The sequence below is a fragment of the Telluria sp. PB2R4 genome (assembly GCF_059685695.1).
Genome location: NZ_JCASIC010000001.1, coordinates 212,072 through 230,034, shown reverse-complemented (window position 1 = coordinate 230,034; position 17,963 = coordinate 212,072). Strand labels below are relative to the sequence as shown.

The window sequence follows — 17,963 nt, the reverse complement described above, 5'->3', positions numbered from 1 at the left end:
GTACATTCGGGGTGAGACTAAGAAGGTGCTAAACAAAGACGACGAAAGCGATCTTTTCAACATCGCCCAAAACATCGGGACGCCACCACAAGCCTGGTCAGAACATCGACTAAAACTAAGAGCGTCTAACAAAACCAAATTTTCGCTATAGAAACATTGACATTACATTGGGATTTCCCAAAACCATGCCGGCCAAAAGCAGCCATCAACGCATGCGAGGCGGTCCAGACAACCTGACAGCGTGCATGCTAGACTGAAGGCAGATCATCTTTAAGCATATTCCAGTGGGCATTATTGACACTTCACGCGTCGGCGTCGAGATCAAAAGCTACGATACGCAAGAGACATCCGACCAGCATAGCTTCGTGCAGCTGGTGTTACCGGTGTCGGGCGAAATTCACGTTGCTGTCGAAGCATCCCAGAAATTATTGACTCCGTTACACGCCGCCATCGTACCGGCAGAAGCTTGGCATTCGCAGCACGGCGTCGGTGACAATCGCTCTCTTATTCTGGATGTCGATCTATCGGTTTTCATCGGCGGTGCATGGGACCGCCTGATCGATACGCCCTTCACTGAAATTGGGGCAGCAGCGCGTAAGCTGGTCGAGTTCATGCAAATCAGCGTCGAGGTGGGAACAGTCAGTCCAGCGCAGCTTCAAGGCTGGCTCCCACTACTATTCGATACCATGGTGCTGGGAGCTCCCCAGGCAACATCCCGGTTGGCTGTCCTGCTCGCTCAGATTGAAGCGAATCCAGCGCTGCCCTGGACTACAGACTCCATGGCACGATATGCGTGTATGAGCATCAGCCGTCTCCATGCGCTGTTTCAGGAGGAATTGAACACCACTCCGCGTGTCTGGCTACTCCAAAAACGTCTTGGCCTCGCCTGTGAACTTCTTGCACGTACAAATCGGACCATTGTCGAGATTGCACTCAGCACGGGGTTTGCAGACCAAAGTGCACTGACGCGCGCTATGCGTCAGAACCTCGCCACTACTCCAGCAGCTTACCGTCAGCGTCAGCAGGAGACTAGGCATAAACTTCAGTAGGATACGCAAAGAAATAACAACGGCGCACGTTCATCATCTCTGCTTTCAGGAGATCAATGTGGTCGCTAATAAAACGCTTGGTATCGCTGCTGGCATCATGGCTAGTGCACTGTGGGGATTGGTATTTCTAGCTCCGGAACTTACTCCAGGATTTACGGCGCTCCAGCTGTCTGCGGGCCGTTATCTGGCCTACGGTGTTGTTGCGTTACTACTTGTAGCTCCGTTATGGCGTAGCTTGGCTGCACGTGTTTCATGGAGAGAGTGGAAAGCCTTGATATGGCTGAGCCTTACGGGAAACATCATCTATTACGTGTTTCTAGCAGAAGCGGTGCAAGAAGGAGGGATTGCCATGACTTCCATCGTCATCGGTCTGCTCCCAGTAGTAGTCACAGTCGTCGGCAGCCTTGACAAACACGCTGTACCTTTGCGAAAGCTGATACCGTCTCTCGGCCTAAGCGTCGCTGGGCTTCTGTGCATAAGCTGGCAATCGTTGTCGACGCCAAATAATGGCTCTCTCGTGGGTTTACTCTGCGCGATAGGCGCGCTTGTATCTTGGACAATTTATGCGGTCGGCAATAGCTACTGGCTGGCAGAGCTGCACACCATTTCGTCACATGAATGGAGTCTTCTGACCGGTCTCGTCACCGGCCTACAAGCGATCCTGCTCGCGATACCCGCATTTTTCTTTGGTGCTTCTGTCGAGAGCAGCTCAGCTTGGACGTACTTTGGAGCGGTAGTAATAAGTGTTGCGATCTTTTGCTCGGTCATCGGTAACGGCTTCTGGAACTATGCCAGCCGTGCGTTGCCGCTAACGTTGACAGGGCAGATGATCGTATTCGAAACCGTATTCGCCGCGCTATATGGCTTTCTGTGGGAGCAGCGCTGGCCAACTATGACCGAGGGTGCGGCAATGGCTTTTCTCGTGGCAGGGGTCGTTTCGTGCGCAGCCGTACACCGACCTAAGCAACTTGAAGCGTCTCACTAGACTCCGCTTTGATTTCGTAGCGTTCGTACGTAACAGCCTGCGTTAGCATAACAGGTCCGTTCTTAGCAGGACTGATGCCATAGTAAAAGCACTAGTGCCTGACGAGCTGTGGCCTCTTTTCGCAGCTCAGATTCCTGTACACGCGCCCTGTACGAAAGGGCCGACCACGCGTTAATGACCGAGCGGTCATGACGGGGATTTTGTTCGTTTTCAAGACTGTGATACCTTGGGAATATCTGCCGCGTGAGCTTGGGTGCGGTAGCGGCATGATCTGATGGCGTCGGCTGCATGAGTGGATGCAAGCCAGCGTATGGCAGAGCCTCCATGAGGCGTTACTTCGGCGGCTCCGCGAAAAGACCAGATCATGTGGGACCGTGCAAGCATCGATGCTGCCAGCGTCCCGTCGCTATTCGGCGGCAAGCATACCGGTCGAATCCAACTGATCGCGGCAAGCTCGGCTGCAAACATCACGTGTTGGTCGACCAGGGTGGATTGCCTTTGGTCGCCCGTATCCCGGGGGCGCACGTGCACGATTCGCGGCTCTCCATCATAACGACAGGGGCTTGCAATACGTATCCAAAGTACAGCGAGCGTCTAGCAGAAGCCGGCATCGAGCCGTCTATGGGCCGCAATGGCGACAGCTGTGACAACGCCCTGGCCGAGACAATAGGCTTTAAAAGGCTGAATAGATCCACCGCCGCGCTCCCTGGAAAACGCGTGAGGCCGTCGAACTGTCCACGCTGGAATGGGTGTCCTGGTTCAACTTTCATCGACCACTGGAGCAGCTCGGATATATACCGCCAGCTGAAGCTGAGCAAACTATTATAGGCAACTGAGCAGTCAAGCCATCCCGGCTTGACCCACACTAACCGGCCTCCACGAAAGCCGGGACGGTTCAGTCAGACTTCCGTGTGCAGAGATTCGCCCGCCATGGCCAGCCCACCTTTAACTTGGTACGCGGCGTCATAGCCAAGCCTGCGTAGGCAACGTGCCGCACGATCACTGCGGTTGCCGCTGCGGCAAATGAAGACGATCGGCGTCTGCTCTCGGCATGCCAGCCAAGTCGGTAAGGCATTGACGAGCTGCGGAAGCGGCAGGTTGACGGCGTGCGCCATCAGGCCTTCACGTCGGGAGGCAAGGTGTTCGCAGGCCTCGCGCACGTCGACCAGTATCGTGTCGGGATGCGCGCTGATCAGGGCATGCAATCGATCGGCGTCGAGATGCATCTCCGGAGCTTCATTTCCTTTTAGCTCACGTCCCACGGGCGCCAGGACGTCAATCTGACCGTCACTACTGCACAACAGGATGTGGGCGGGGAGCACTGCATCTAGATCCTTTGCACGAAGACTGCCGGTGAACGCTAGCCTGAATACCTGATCCTTGCCCTCTACGAGATAACAGATCGCCTCAGAACCGGCGAAAATCCTGGTCACCCGCCATTGCCCTAGGAAAAACGTGTCGCTATCGAGTGCCCAACTCGAGGCGTCTTTGGTCGACAGTTCCGCTACCAGCGAATGCTGGTGCCTCTTCATGATTGTCTCGATGTAGGTGCGGGACTCGGCGCTGGGATCGATCGCAAGCGCCAGCCCACTTGCGGCATCCATCAGTAACCAAGAATGCACGCCGCCGACGCTCACCAGCTTGACGCCATCGAGACGCTCCGTGGATACGTCAGTTAGCATGCCACTTTCCCGCAGTACGTCTCCGCAACGGATAATGTGCTTGCAAGCGTCCGTGATCTTGGCGAGTCCGGTCGCTGGCCCGAATGACAAACGCACCGCGCTCTCGCAACGCCAAGCGGGCAGTCCCATCGCCTCCAGGACATACGACGACGCTCCTTTCGCTGCGGAACAGGCGCTGCCTGCGGAGACGTGTATACCAGCTGCATCCAAGACGTCCAGCAGCTGGCCGCTGCTTATACCCGGTACCGAGAAATTCAGGGTGGTTGGCAGCGAATTATTGACCGGAGTGTTGTAGACGATGCCGGGGAAACTATACGACAAGGCCGCCATTATAGTGTTACGCAGTTCCGCAAGCTCGCCGATGGTGCGGAATACCGTCCCATTTTCCAGCTCGGCCAGGACAGCGCCGAGCGCAGCGATGCCGGGCATGTTCTCGGTACCGGAACGCAGTCCGTTTTCCTGCCCCCCGCCCATCATCAGTGGTGTAAAAGGTGCACCCATGCGCACGTACAACATGCCTACACCTTTGGGGGCGTAGAGTTTGTGTCCGGAGAACGGCGCGTAGTCGATCCGAGTCCGTGCCAGGTCGACCGGCAGCTTGCCCAACGCCTGGACGCAGTCCACCAGCCATAAGGCAGGGCAGTGTTCGAGTACCGCACCGATACCATCGATATCGGAAATCACACCGGTCTCGTTATTCGCGGCCATAGTGCACACCAGAGCTGCATCCGGTGCCATGCGTGCAAGTGCATCGAGATCATGTACGCCTCGCTCATTGACTGGAATACTGCGTAGTTCAAGACCTAGGCCAAGCACACGGTTCCAATGCGCAAGGCTTTCCGGTACGGCCTTATGTTCGGTAGCACCATAAAGCAGCAAGCTTCCTGCAGGCATACCACTTTCGCGTTTTTCCCTGACTGACACTAGCGCTGAAAGCACGGCAGTCTGTATTCCCTCAGTCGCGCCGCTGTTGAACATTAGCCGCCCATCGCCAACACCGAGCAAGCGCTTAGCGCGATTGCGCACGTCATCAAGCACCGCTCGCGCGCGCAGCCCTACTGAATGCGCGCTACTTGGATTGCCGAAGCCGTCGATCAGCGTACGCATGACGGCGTCCACTGCAGCCGGAAGGACAGTCGTCGTCGCGTTGCTATCGAAATAAAGGTCAGTATTCATCAAAACAGGTTCCAGGTAGCCTTATGAAAAAGTGAGGTGAGGTGCGCCGAATCGCTCAGGCAGCTACCAGCTCCGGATAAGTCACGTAAGTCTCGAGGTAGCGCTGGGCGTCGAGAGCGGCCATGCATCCGGAGGCCGCACTGGTGATCGCTTGGCGGTAGATGGAGTCCTGCACGTCGCCAGCGGCAAAAACACCGGGCTTTGAGGTCATGGTAGCCATACCTTCACTTCCTGAACGGGTCTTCAGATAGCCTGCGGCCATCTCCAGCTGGCCCGCGAATAACGAGGTCTGCGGCTTGTGCCCGATCGCCACGAACACTCCATGCACGTGCAGGGGCGTCAGCGTACCGGAACGCGAGCGCAATATTACGCCCGTGACACCGGCCTCATCGCCCTGCACTTCATGCAGCTCGCTGTCGAGCACCAAGCGCACCTTGCCCTCCTTGACCTTGGCGTACAGGCGGTCGACCAGGATCGGTTCCGCCCTAAAGCTCTCACGCCGGTGAACCAAGGTCACTACTCTGGCGATCTGGCTCAGGTAGAGCGCTTCTTCGACCGCCGTATTGCCTCCGCCGATTACTGCAACATCCCGGCCACGATAGAAAAATCCGTCGCACGTGGCGCATGCCGATACGCCGCGTCCGAGAAAGGCCTGTTCGGACGGCAGACCGAGATATTGGGCTGAGGCGCCCGTCGCGATCACCAGCGAGTCGCAGGTGTAGACCCCGGACTCGCCAATCAGGCGGTAAGGAGTCTCATCTAGTTTTGCGGTATGAATGAAATCGTGCACAATTTCGGTGCCAAAGCGCTGTGCATGCTGCTGCATACGCTGCATGAGCTCTGGACCTTGCACTCCGAGCGGGTCGCCAGGCCAGTTCTCCACGTCGGTAGTGGTCATCAGCTGGCCGCCGGTATCCATTCCGGTCACCAGCACGGGATGCAGGTTCGCGCGTGCCGCATAAACCGCAGCACTGTAGCCGGCCGGGCCGGAGCCGAGAATCAGGAGTCGGGCGTGTTTCGTCGTGGTTCCCATATCTCGCCTTTCTTATACAGATTGCAAGGCAGCGCGCTTGCAAAGGTAGTGAGTCAGGAGAGGTACCGGCCGTCCCGTGGCCCCCTTTTCCTTACCCGTACGCCAAGCGGTTCCGGCAATGTCCAGGTGGGCCCAGAGCTGACCACGGGTAAAGCGCTCGAGGAACGCTGCCGCCGTAATGGCGCCTCCGCCAGGGGTACCGATGTTCGCAAGGTCGGCGAAGTTCGACTTGAGTTGCTCGCCATATGCTTCGTCGAGTGGCATGCGCCAAGCATGGTCACCGGTATCGCGGCCTGCTTCCAGTAGGTCGGTCGCCAGTTCGTCGTGCGCAGCGTCCATTCGGGTGAACAGACCACTGTTGTGTTGTCCCAAGGCCACGGCGCAGGCCCCGGTTAAAGTAGCGATATCGATCACTACCTGCGGCTGGAAGCGCGCTGCATAGCTCAACGCATCGCACAGTACCAAGCGGCCTTCAGCGTCAGTGTTTAGCACCTCAATGCTCAAGCCACTCATCGATGTAACGATGTCGCCCGGTTTGACTGCGCTCCCAGATGGCATGTTCTCGCACGCTGCGATGATACCGATGACATTTAAAGGCAGCTTCAGTTCGCCGATCGCGCGGAACACGCCGAGCACAGCCGCTGCGCCGCACATGTCGTATTTCATTTCGTCCATCGCTGCGCCGGGCTTGATCGAGATGCCGCCCGAGTCGAAGGTCAGTCCCTTGCCGACTAGCACGATGGGAGCGTCACCCGTTTTCCCACGGCGATGCTGCAATACGGTCATCGCCGGCGGCTGGGCACTGCCAGCAGCTACCGCGAGATAGCTGTTCATTTTTAGCTCGGCCAGCTCCACCGGTCCAAGTACCTCCAGCTCGAATCCGTAGTCGCTGGCGAGTTCCCCGGCATGTGCGGCCAGAAAGGAAGGCGTGCAGATGTTGGGAGGCAGATCCGCTAATTCGCGCGCATACAGACTACCCTTGGCCGTCGCAAGCGCTTGAGTGAGGGTCTGCGCGGTAGCATCGCTCGCCACCATCGGTAATACCAGCTCGTTCACCCCCGCCGGCCGCTCTTCTTTCTCGCTCTTCAAGTGGTCGGGACGGTAATCGAGCTCGCAGACGGCTTGCGCGAGGTAGCGCAACACCCAGTAGATATCACGACCTTCGACCTGCTCCAGAGGCATCGCTAACACTGCGTCGCGCGCGCCGATTCGGGACAGGCAGACGAGCGCTTCACGCACCGCCTGCTTGAACGATTTCTCTTTCAAAGCGCTTTTGCCCAGACCGACTAGAAGAACGCGTTGCGCCGCCGTGCCTTGAGGCTGGCGCAGCATGAGCGTAGTGCCCGGCCTGCCGCTGATGTCGCCCGATTCGATAGCCAGGCGCACAGCGCCTTTCTTGTCCAAAGCCTTCGCTTGTGGCGTCATTAAGCCGCCTTCATAAATTCCGACTACGATACAACCAGCCTCAGCGTGCTCCAGACCTCGTTCTCCATACTGGCCATAGGCGGGGTTTATTGTAAGATTCAATCAAGCCTCCATAGGTGAAGCTTGCATGCTAGTGCGTACCGGCCTGCAGATGGCCATACGCAGGATCACAATTCCCTCGACCTGTGTGGGTTGGATGAGCAGTACGGTTTAGCAAGGGCGGCGCAAGTAATCGGTATCGCAGCGGCATCCGACGCGACGACGATTTGCCGTGCTTTTGAAGTGGATGTTTGTGGACTGCTCTTTGTCGAGCGCAGCCACTCCTGTTCCGGGGACTTGGGCATTAAAGTGTGGCGTACTTCAGGACGACAGACCCGAGGCGTACTGCTGACGGTGCTGCGCCTAGCATGGCTTGCCTGGTGCTTGAGAAGAACCCATACTTATGAGTTATTTCTGAGATTGTGAGATTTCGCCAAGATGCTGGTCTTAATGCCCTACCCGGCATTCAGTGAAAATGTCAAGCCCAGCAATGCCCTGCCCTGGTTCGCGGCTCGCGATCGTTCACATAAAACAGAGGCCGGACTTTCTGGGCGCATTGCTTTCCAGGCCAGCAGTCCGTTACCGGTCTTTCCTCCGAGCTTCCAGCAGACGGGCCATGGCTGGCAACGCTGGGCTGTCTAAGGTGCGACTAATATTAAAACGCATTTTGGAACGGTATTCATCCCTACGCGAAAACAATTCACCAGGCGCCATTAAGTGGCCCTCCTTGTGCAGTGCATCGGCAAGGGCCATGGCGTTCACCTGCCCCGGCAACTTCGCCCAGGCATACATACCTACGCTTGGCCGCTGCTCGAAGGTACATCCCATCGCACTCAGCTTTTCGAAGACGGGCTGTCGGCATTCGTCGAGCCGGCTTCTCAGTTGTGCGCAATGATGTCGGTAGCCGCCCTGCGACAGCAGCTGGTAGACCACGCGCTCGTTGACCGACGTTCCTGCGATATCTCCAACTGTCCGGTAAATTTGCAGCCACTCCAGAACTTTCGCATTGGCACATACGTAACCGACGCGCAGGCCGGGCGCGATTGTCTTAGAAAAACTGCCGATGTAGATCACACGATTGAGCTGGTCGAGGCTTGCCATGCGCATGGCGGCCGCTGCATCGGCTGGCGGAAGCAAATCAGAGTAGCTGTCGTCCTCCACGATCGTAAGGTCGAATTCTTCGGCGAGGCGCAGGATTTGGAACGCCTTGTGCGGAGAGATATGGCTCGACGTGGGATTGTGCACAACAGAGCTGCAGAAGAAAAACCGCGGCCGGAATCGAATACAGTGCTCGCGGAGCGTTTCCAGGTTTGGGCCATCGGCCTCGCGCGGTACGGCGAGCAACTCTAGTCCAGAAGCCATCAAGCGGTCGCGCACGAGGAAGGGACCAGGATCCTCCACCAACACGTGCTCGTTGATCGTGCGCAGCAAGGCCTGTACGACCAGCTGCGTGGCATGGGTCGCACCTGCTGTGACCATGATACGCGACACCGGCGCTTCGATCTGGACGTCACGCAGCTTGGCTTCCAGTTGCTGCCGCAACGGCAGATATCCCAGCACGTCGTTATACCCAGTCAGGTTGCGCACACTAGCACGCGCAACTGCACGCATAGCCTTGCCTAAGCCCTCCTCGTCCAGCCAATCTGGCGGTAATGAACCTAGTCCAGTAGTGCTTTCCAGGCCGTTCGTCGGCTGCAGCAAGCGAAAGCGCCACCATTCGGGCAATGGCTGTGTCGTTACACTCTCAGCCGCACCTCGTGCAGGATTCCCCTTGAGCTTGACGAAAAAGCCCGATCCCGGTCGAGACTCCAGGTGACCATGCGCAACCAGTTTGTCGTATGCGCGCGCGACAGTGTCGCGGCTGACTTCGCACGCATCGGAGAGCTGCCGGACTGAATGAAGGCGCTGGCCCGCGGCGAGCTTTCCCGCGCGGATTTGCGCAACGACCATATCGAAGATTCGGTCTACCAGAGACAAGCGATCATGTTGGCTGGTTACTTGGTCGAGTGCCAGTTTGTTGAGTGTGATGACAGGATGATGGCTTGTACGTCCCCGGGGCATATGGCGCTCCTATACTGCAAGTGATTTTAATTCTGTACTGACAAATCGAGTGGTACAGATCGGAGGATATCCACCATGACTGTATCGATATGACGCTAGTATGACAGAAATTAATTATCTATATTACTTACCACCCACCACAAAATTATAAGGCGCTTACCATGTTCCAGAACGAATCAAGTTTCGCCCCTCGCTTGTCACTTATTCCCGCTGCGTTAGCGGGCGTATTCGCACTGAGCGGGGCAGTGTCATCTGCATTCGCTCAGGAGGCAGCGTCTATAGCTACCACCGTACAGGTAAATCAGTACAATTTGAAAAGCGGCCCGCTGCTTCAGACGCTCGATGCCATCCAGAACATCAGCGGCCAGAAAATTATTTTCGACCGTAGTGCGTTAGCGCAGGCTCGGGCAGACGCTGTAAATGGCAGCATGACTGCTCGCGCCGCAGTAGCAAAGGCACTTTCCGGAACTGGCTACGTCATGAACGATGACCCTGCTGGCAACCTGACGGTCACGGCCTTGCAAGTAGTAATTACCGCCAAACGCGACGAAGCAGAAACCAGCTTCAAGGCTAGCCGATCCGATACCGCCACCCGCAGTGGCACAAACCTGCACCTGGTCCCTGGCTCTGTCACGCTCATCACCAGTAAGGTGCTGGAAACCCAGCAGGTCACTGATGTGACGACCGCCCTACGCAACGTCAGTGGCGTTACTTTCAACCAGAGCCCCCAGAACACCAGTACCTTCGGCATCCGCGGCTTCGGCGCATCCTCGACCTCGAACGGCGTCACCGATTCGCACGCGACCACCCGAGGTATTTATTCCGTCGAGCGAATCGAAGTACTGAAGGGACCGCAGGCGATCTTGTCAGGCGGCAACTCGGTTGGAGGCGGGGTCAATATCGTGATCAAAAAGCCACAGGCCGACCTGATCCGTGACCTGACGTTGCAATACGGCAGCCGCCAGGATAAGACTGCGGCCTTGGATCTGTCGGGACCGCTCAGCGAAGACAAGCGCCTGACTTACCGTACTATTGCCAGCATCTCGGATGCAAAACGCAGCGAGGCTGGCTTTAACGGCCGTGAACACAAGGCATTTTTGCAAGCCCTTCGCTGGAAGGACAGCCGTACCGATTTCACTGCTAGTGCCGAATACACAAAAGGACACAGCCCAGTAATGGACTATACCTTTGCATTGCGCGACGGGACTATCCTGCCTCGTCCCGACCGCCTGCTGGGCCATCCGGACGACGGCTTCGACGTCCGTAACCATCGGCTCTACTATCAGCTGGAACAAAAACTCAGCGAAAACGCTTTGCTTATCAGCCGCGTGCAGCATACCAGGGAAAATTTCGACCTTCACGTGCCGTCGTTTGCAGGTTTCAGCTACGCGACGGGCGCGGCGCTAAACGCGCCTCGGCCAAATATGAGCGTTTTTGCGGCGCGAACCTTACGAAGCGACACAACGACCAGCGGCGATCACTACTTGCGACTTGCCCTGCGCACCGGGCCGCTGCGGCACAAGCTCTCTGTCGGCTACAACCACATCGACTTCGATTACTCGCAGGAAGAAACCATTGGTCCTACGTTGAGTGTCCCGGTCTATTCATCAACGCCGTTTAACTTCCAGGATTTGCGCACGATTACCCCGACCCTTGCTGCCCGGTCATCTAACGGACAGAAGCAAAAAGCGGTTTATGCTCAAGATCTGATCTCTTACGAAAAGTGGAACCTGCTTCTTAATTTGCGACGCAATCGTTATACGATCGGAGATTCAGCCTTCACTACCTACCCGTCTAATACCGTGCGCACCACCGCTGGAAAGACACTTTATTCGACTACTCCCGGCGCCGGTATTGTGTATCAACTCACTGACAAGACTGCCTTGTATGCGAGCTACGCACAGGGTTTCGTCCCGCAGACTTCGCTTCAGTGCGGTGGCGGTATTGTGCCTCCCAGCGAGACGCGGAATCGCGAAGTCGGTGCGAAGTTCGACTTACTCGACAGCCGTTTCTCGTTAACGACAAGTTTGTTCTCGATGCAACAGGCGAATCGCTTGGTGTTCTTCCAGCCTGGCAACTGCTTTAACGTGCGCGATGCTCAACGCACACGAGGCGCTGAGATCGATGCTCAGGGTCGCCTTGCCCCTGGTTTGGACGCTGTGTTCAATTACACGTATTCCAAAATTGAGGACGTCGCCAGCACCACGACTGTGTACACGGGCCAACCCAAGCACAAGATAAGCTTGTGGACGTTGTACGACTTTCAATCTGCCGCGCTTAAAGGATTTGGCGTAGGTCTGGGTGTCAACGCCAGCAGCTGGTCATTGGGGTCTTCAGATGCGCGCTATCAATTCCGCATCCCTGGCCAGGCCCAGGTTGACGCGAGCCTGCGTTACAGCAGTGGCCCTTGGGCCACGACCTTCGGGGTCAAGAATCTGTTCGACCGGACCTTGTACTCGACTGCAGTCAGCAATAGCTTTGTACCGCTGCAACCCGGGCGTGAATTCATGCTGACAGTAAAACGCAGTTTCAAGTAAGAACCAATTTTTAGAAGAAAGAATGTATGCGTGAACACTTGCAGGATCCGTCCAGGCCCCGGCTTCGCACCCTCGTTTTCAGTTTCTGGCGCGAATCCCGGAGCTGGCAGGCCTATCTGATGTTGGCAACCGTTCTGCTCATCATGTTTGGTGCGGTCAAGGTTCACGTATGGGCCAACAAGCTGTCCGGTGACGTGACTGACGCACTGATCAGCATGAGTTGGGAACGGATCTGGCCTGTCATGGCATGGACGGTGGCGGCTGGGCTATTCATCGGCGCAACGACGGTGATTAGTTCGGCGCTGCAAAACCTTATCGACCTACGGTGGCGGACTTGGCTGACCGACAAGTTACAACGTGAGTGGCTCAGCGCGCATGCGTTCTACGCGATCGAACGGGAAGGCGTGCTGAATAACGCCGACCAGCGAATCGCCGAGGACGTCAAAATGTTTACAGACCAGACGCTCACACTCTCGCTTAATTTCCTGCATGTGATCGTCAACATCGTCACCTACTCGGTTTTGCTATGGGGACTGTCGGGCGTCCTGCGATTCAGTCTCGGTGGCACTGATTTCGCCATCCCAGGTTATATGGTGTTCGTGGCTTTTTTCTATAACTTCACTCTGTTGGCGCTGGTGCACTGGGTCGGTAAACGCATGATCGGCTTGAACATGGAACGGCAGGGAGTGGAGGCAGATTATCGTTTTGCCGCCATGCAAGTACGCGAAAATGCCGAGCAAATTGCCTTCTATGGCGGCGCGCAAACCGAGCATTCTAGGCTGACCCGGCTGTTTGCAAGGATCCGATTCAATACAGTTTCCCTTGTCGGCCGGCAGGCTAAGATCATGATGACGCAATCGGCTTATGGCCACCTCCTCACAGGACTGCCCATTCTCGCAGCACTACCGCGTTACTTGGCAGGCGAAATCACAATGGGTGGAATAACGCGGGTTACTGGGGCATACGGTATGCTGAGTAGCTCGCTGAACTTCTTCTCCCAAGCCTACCAAAGCTACGCCAACTGGCTGGCTTATGCTAATCGCGTACGCGACCTGCAGTGGGCGATTCACAAGGCGAAGCGGTCCAAGAGTGGATTTAACCTGGAGTATAAGCCGACGGCTGTCCTGACGACCGGGGTGCTGACGGTACGCGATCCGCTCGAACGCCTTTTGACAAAAATTGGACCGCTGCGCTTTGCGCCCGGCGAACGTTGGATGGTTCGCGGCCCATCTGGTGCGGGTAAGAGTACTCTCTTGCGTGTACTTGCGGGGTTGTGGCCTTACGGCGCAGGTAACGTAAGCTTCCCTGAGAATGCCAAACTAATGTTCGTCCCTCAGCGCAGTTATTTACCTAGTGGTCCGTTCAAGCAGGCGATGTGCTACCCGCATCCCCAAGATACATTTGACGATGCACATTGCAAACAAGTACTGATTTATTGCGGTCTTGACCATCGTATTTCCGACCTATATGCCGTCGACAATTGGCAGCAGCAGCTGTCCGGCGGCGAACAGCAGCGGGTAGCCTTCGCAAGAGTGCTGCTGCATGGCCCGGACTTTGTGTTCCTGGACGAGGCAACTAGCGCGCTCGATCCGGATCTAGAAGCTCGCCTGTATACCGCGCTGACCGAAGCACTTCCAAAAGCGACCATTATCAGTGTTGCTCATCGTGCCGAGCTGGCACGCTTCCATGATCGGGTCCTCGAAATTCAGGCGGACACCGAAAACTGTACTGAAAAGCTTCCTCAGCCCGCCTGACGGAAACACAGCGATCCGTACCGAATTGCTCCCGCCAAGGCTGATATTCTGCCTTGGCTGGAATCACGCAACCTAATTTTTCAAGAGAAGGCATATGAGCATGAACATCATCAACGCGACCGACACCTCCTTTGAGGCCGATGTCCTGAATGCACCTGGCGTCGTGCTTGTCGACTTTTGGGCCGAATGGTGTGGACCATGCCGTGCGTTGGCCCCGATCCTCAGCGGACTGGCGGACGAGTATCCCGAAATCCGCGTCGTAAAAGTTAATTCGGATGAAAACCGTGCGGTTTCCGAACAGTGCAATGTTCGCGGCCTGCCTAGCCTTCTTCTGTTTGTAAATGGCGTCGAACGCGAACGGGTTTTGGGCCTGACCTCGAAGACTCGTCTCGCCGCGCTGGTCGACCAGCACTTGGAGGCGTAATGATGACGAGCGCGTTTAATGGCAGTACAGAAACCCAAACTGCACTGATCGGCCGTCTCGCCGGCCATGCAGTCGCGAAGCGTCTTGTTCCAGGTGCCTTCCGCTGGTCTGGCGAACAAGGAAGTTTAGTGGGCTGCCTCCTCGAAAATCCCGATCCCACCGGATGGGAAGCCGAACTTGGCTTGCCCCAATGGCTTGCCCTCGTGGCCGATAAGCTCGCCGAAGGTAGCGGTTCTCCGGAGAACGCGGCTACGTTCGGCGCTCGTCTGTTGCAAGTGGTCCGTCCAGGAGCTGACCTGCAGCCGGTTGGAAGCCGCTTTATTTTGCGACTGCTTGAAGACCTTAAGTCCCGTCTGAATGCACCGGCCGAAGCGGCTGCGCAAGCTGTTGCCGCAGTAGAGCAGTTGCACCTGAAGGTAGCTGCCGCCGAGGAATTGCCAGCTCAGCAATGGCGAATTGCACGGCGCGCTGCTACCGGTGCGACGGACGAGGCAACCGACGAGCAGGTGATCGCCCTATTGCGATGTGCCGAAACGGCCGCCTGGAATCCGACTACGTCTCCGGTCGTGGTGTACGACACGCTGCGCACATGGGTGCAGGCACGCGCGCTGATTTCAGCAATCGATGCAGGCTGGCGGTCCGATTACGAGCCAATATTGCACGCGCATTTGAAAGAGATGTTCGACACTTACCTCAAGGACAATCCAGAACTGCAGAAATCTGTGACTGTCTTCGACCTGCTGGAGAAACACTATCCCGATGACGCACTCAAGATTCGCACGAAGACCCAGGTGGATCGTAATACCAATAAAGAGGCAAACCGTTTCGCGACTGACCTGCTGCTGGAGCTGCTGAAGGCCGCCTGAGTCACCCCTCAAACGGCGGCTGCCCAGCCGTCGCGTCGTTTTCCGAGATAGATCATGAGCCAATTCGAACTGCTGCGCACCCATTCCATCCCCTCACTCCAAGCCACTTTGGAGGAATATCGCGATCCCTCGACGGGCGCACGCCACATTCACCTGGCAAACGATGCGGCCGATCTGGCCTTCCTAGTGGCCTTTCCCACTGTCCCGGATAGCAGCGACGGCCGAGCCCACATTCTCGAACACCTCGCGCTGTCGGGCTCAGAGCGTTATCCGGTTCGCGACCCCTTCTTCTCCATGATGCGTCGCTCTACGGCCACTTTCATGAACGCGTTGACGTATGCTGACCGCACGGTCTACCCTTTCGCCAGCACCGATACGCGCGACTATTTCAACCTTCTAGACGTCTACCTCGACGCCACCTTTTTCCCCAAGCTCGATTACCTTAACTTTCTGCAGGAAGGCTGGCGTCATGTGCTCAAAGACGGCAAACTGAGCTATCAGGGGGTGGTATTCAACGAGATGAAGGGGGCCTTTGCCGATCCAGGCAGGGCCTTGTACCAGGGCTTGCTTGCGAATCTGCTCCGGGGAACCACCTATGAAGTCGTATCCGGCGGCGATCCGCTTCATATTCCGGATCTCACCCATGCCGCGCTCAAGGAATTCCATAGCAAGCATTACCATCCGTCCCAAGCCGTATTTATGACGGCCGGACCGCTTCCTGCCCGGGAAATCCAAAGACGCATTGGCGAACGGGTTATGGACCGGCTTACCGGAAGCGCGCCCCAGAAGATGCCGCAACTGGCGAGGCTCGAAGCCCCGCGCCAGACGTCCATCAAAGTGCCGGCGCAGGCCGGTCGAGACGATGGATTCGGCATCCAGTTCACCTGGGTCCTCGGCGAGTCCGCGAATAGCGCGACATTCCAGCAAGCCCGCTTGCTGGAAGCTGGACTGCTCGGCGATGCCTCCGCGCCATTACGTAAAGCAATGGAGTCGGCTGGCTACGGACGTCCATCGCGTATGAACGGCGTCGACAACAGTCCACGCCAGCTTGCCTTCCACCTTGGGATGGAAGGCCTAAAGCAGCACCAGGTAACTGATGCTCAGATCCGCCTGTGGAGTGCGCTTGAGCAAGCCGCAAAGAACGGTGTACCGGGGGTTGTATTACGGGCAGCGCTACGCAATATACGCTACCAGCAGCGCAATACGGCATCAGGCAATATGCCGAATGTCCTGATGCGTATGCTGAACGCGGTACCGGTAGCGATGCGCGGTGGCGACGTTCTGGACGCGTTCGACGGCGAGCGCGCGCTGGTCAATCTGGAGCAGCAGATCGCCGCGCCTGGCTATTTCAATAATTTAGTGCGCGAGCTACTTGAGTCCCCTGCACGCTTGACGGCTACCATTGTTCCAGATCCCGAGTACTTTGCGAATCGCGATACGGCGGAAGCCCAGCGTCTGGCCCGTGACCTGGCGGGATTGAGCGAGACCGACCGCACACGCATCGAAGCGGATAGCGCCGCGCTGCTGGCACTGCAAGGACAGCCGACTGATTCCTCCGTCCTACCACGCATTACTCCACGCGATGTGTCGCCCCACCCACAGCCCCTACCGCCGCTTGACCCGATGTCCAGCCACCATATCGTATCGATCGCTTCCAACGGGATATCCTATGCACGCGTGCAATACGATGTCACGGCATTGGCAGAGCAGGATTGGCCATGGCTGCAGCTGTACGTAGACCTGCGCAGTAACCTGGGCGTTGGCCAGCTCAGCTATGGTGACGCCGATGCGTGGCGGCAGCAGGCTACTCCCTCCTTTGGCCTGCAACTGTCCCCGGCACTGAACGATGGGATGCTCAGGTTGGCCCTTAGCTTCCAGGCGAGTGGGTTGCGCGAAGAGCAGCAAGGTATCGCCGACGTAATCCAGACATATATCGGCGATCCGCGATTTGACGAATTTCCGCGGATCGCCTTCCTGTGCACACAAATGGCGCAGCAACGAATCAAGAATTTGGCTCAGATGGGCGACCACTACGCGAACGTAGCTGCAGGCGCCCCAGGTTCTCGTCTCCGCTATTTCGAGAATGCGACGGCGGGCGTCGGCTACCTACCCTTTGTTACGGGCCTCCAGGCCCGCGTCGCCAGCGACGAAGGCGTCGCCTGGGTCGCCAGCGAACTGGCACGTATCCACGATCTCGTGCTCGCTTGCCCGGCCACTACGCTATGTGCCGGCAGCGGCGACGATGCCGTAGCGCTGGCCGAGCTCATCACCGTGCCAGCCAGAGATGCCGCGAGCGTCGTTGGCGGAGCACCGACAGCCGCAGGCGATATTCCATCGAACTGCGCCCTGCACGCACCGAGCCAAGTGAATCACTGCCACATTGCGTGGGCTGTACCAGACGAGCGCCATCCGGACGCCGCCGCGCTAGCGGTGGCGGCCGAACTACTGACCCACCAGTTCTTGCATACCGCGATTCGCGAGAAAGGCGGCGCCTACGGAGGTACGGCCACTTATTCCCCCGCTGCTGCCGTCTTTGGGATGAGATCCTTCCGCGATCCGCGATTGGCAGACACCTATGCCGACTTCGCAGCGTCCGTTGAGGGCCTAGTGACTGCGAGCTTCCACGACGAGCAAATTGAACAGGCCATTATCTCCGTAGTAAAGGGTCTCGACCGCCCAGCCTCACCGTTCGACACCGTGCTGTTGTCCCTGAATCTGCAACGTCGCGGCATCAGCGCGGCCGACCGCGCCCGCTTCCGCACCCGTGTACTGAACTGTACGGCAGGCGACGTCAAGGCTGTCGCAAACCGTTGGCTGCTCAGGCAAAGGCCAAACCGGGCTGCCTTCGTCGGCGATAGTGGCAAAGATCTTGCAGGACTCGCAGCGATCGACTTAGTTGCCCTCGCTGTCTCGGACAAGCCGTCCGCATAAA

General features: G+C 57.3%; 12 protein-coding genes and 2 pseudogenes. 10 read left to right on the top strand and 4 right to left on the bottom strand.

Annotated elements, in window-relative coordinates:
* Positions 1 to 284: 284 nt before the first annotated feature.
* From AC56LU_RS01030 to AC56LU_RS01010, 5 genes and pseudogenes are all read left to right on the top strand, one after another.
* Positions 285 to 1,049 (top strand): helix-turn-helix domain-containing protein, encoded by a 765-nt coding sequence (locus AC56LU_RS01030; RefSeq protein WP_497173729.1) that lies wholly within the window; start codon positions 285 to 287, stop codon positions 1,047 to 1,049.
* A 58-nt stretch (positions 1,050 to 1,107) separates the two neighbouring features.
* Positions 1,108 to 2,034: a DMT family transporter gene (locus tag AC56LU_RS01025; RefSeq protein WP_497173728.1), complete on the top strand. Its 927-nt coding sequence runs from the start codon at positions 1,108 to 1,110 to the stop codon at positions 2,032 to 2,034.
* Positions 2,035 to 2,132: 98 nt separating this feature from the next.
* The gene (locus AC56LU_RS01020; RefSeq protein ID WP_497174200.1) at positions 2,133 to 2,309 is read left to right on the top strand and encodes a transposase; all 177 of its coding nucleotides are present in this window, start codon (positions 2,133 to 2,135) and stop codon (positions 2,307 to 2,309) included.
* Positions 2,310 to 2,577 (top strand): annotated as a pseudogene (locus AC56LU_RS01015) (IS5/IS1182 family transposase); the annotation flags it as partial.
* A pseudogene (locus AC56LU_RS01010) lies at positions 2,577 to 2,893 on the top strand (integrase core domain-containing protein); the annotation flags it as partial. The pseudogenes AC56LU_RS01015 and AC56LU_RS01010, both read left to right, overlap by 1 nt.
* Positions 2,894 to 2,933: 40 nt before the next feature.
* Here AC56LU_RS01010 and AC56LU_RS01005 read toward each other — a convergent pair.
* From AC56LU_RS01005 to AC56LU_RS00990, 4 genes are all read right to left on the bottom strand, one after another.
* Positions 2,934 to 4,892 carry an aminotransferase class V-fold PLP-dependent enzyme gene (locus AC56LU_RS01005; protein WP_497173727.1) on the bottom strand — a complete coding sequence of 653 codons (1,959 nt, stop codon included), beginning with the start codon at positions 4,890 to 4,892 and terminating at the stop codon, positions 2,934 to 2,936.
* A gap of 55 nt (positions 4,893 to 4,947) precedes the next feature.
* On the bottom strand, positions 4,948 to 5,925 hold the full coding sequence (gene trxB, locus AC56LU_RS01000; protein ID WP_497173726.1) for a thioredoxin-disulfide reductase: 978 nt from the start codon (positions 5,923 to 5,925) through the stop codon (positions 4,948 to 4,950).
* Between the two features lie 12 nt (positions 5,926 to 5,937).
* Complete coding sequence (locus AC56LU_RS00995) at positions 5,938 to 7,440, bottom strand: leucyl aminopeptidase (RefSeq protein WP_497174199.1); 1,503 nt, start codon at positions 7,438 to 7,440, stop codon at positions 5,938 to 5,940.
* A 528-nt stretch (positions 7,441 to 7,968) separates the two neighbouring features.
* The gene (locus AC56LU_RS00990) at positions 7,969 to 9,450 is read right to left on the bottom strand and encodes an aminotransferase-like domain-containing protein (RefSeq protein WP_497173725.1); all 1,482 of its coding nucleotides are present in this window, start codon (positions 9,448 to 9,450) and stop codon (positions 7,969 to 7,971) included.
* Between the two features lie 161 nt (positions 9,451 to 9,611).
* Between AC56LU_RS00990 and AC56LU_RS00985 the strand changes: the two genes are divergently transcribed.
* From AC56LU_RS00985 to AC56LU_RS00965, 5 genes are all read left to right on the top strand, one after another.
* Positions 9,612 to 11,987 carry a TonB-dependent siderophore receptor gene (locus AC56LU_RS00985; RefSeq protein ID WP_497173724.1) on the top strand — a complete coding sequence of 792 codons (2,376 nt, stop codon included), beginning with the start codon at positions 9,612 to 9,614 and terminating at the stop codon, positions 11,985 to 11,987.
* 26 nt (positions 11,988 to 12,013) lie between these two features.
* On the top strand, positions 12,014 to 13,741 hold the full coding sequence (locus AC56LU_RS00980; RefSeq protein ID WP_497173723.1) for an ABC transporter ATP-binding protein/permease: 1,728 nt from the start codon (positions 12,014 to 12,016) through the stop codon (positions 13,739 to 13,741).
* A 100-nt stretch (positions 13,742 to 13,841) separates the two neighbouring features.
* Positions 13,842 to 14,165: a thioredoxin gene (gene trxA / locus AC56LU_RS00975; protein ID WP_497173722.1), complete on the top strand. Its 324-nt coding sequence runs from the start codon at positions 13,842 to 13,844 to the stop codon at positions 14,163 to 14,165.
* Positions 14,165 to 15,031, top strand: coding sequence for a hypothetical protein (locus AC56LU_RS00970; RefSeq protein WP_497173721.1), 867 nt, complete (start codon positions 14,165 to 14,167; stop codon positions 15,029 to 15,031). Before trxA ends, AC56LU_RS00970 begins: the two co-directional genes overlap by 1 nt.
* Positions 15,032 to 15,085: 54 nt before the next feature.
* On the top strand, positions 15,086 to 17,962 hold the full coding sequence (locus AC56LU_RS00965; RefSeq protein ID WP_497173720.1) for an insulinase family protein: 2,877 nt from the start codon (positions 15,086 to 15,088) through the stop codon (positions 17,960 to 17,962).
* The last annotated feature ends 1 nt before the right edge of the window (position 17,963 follow it).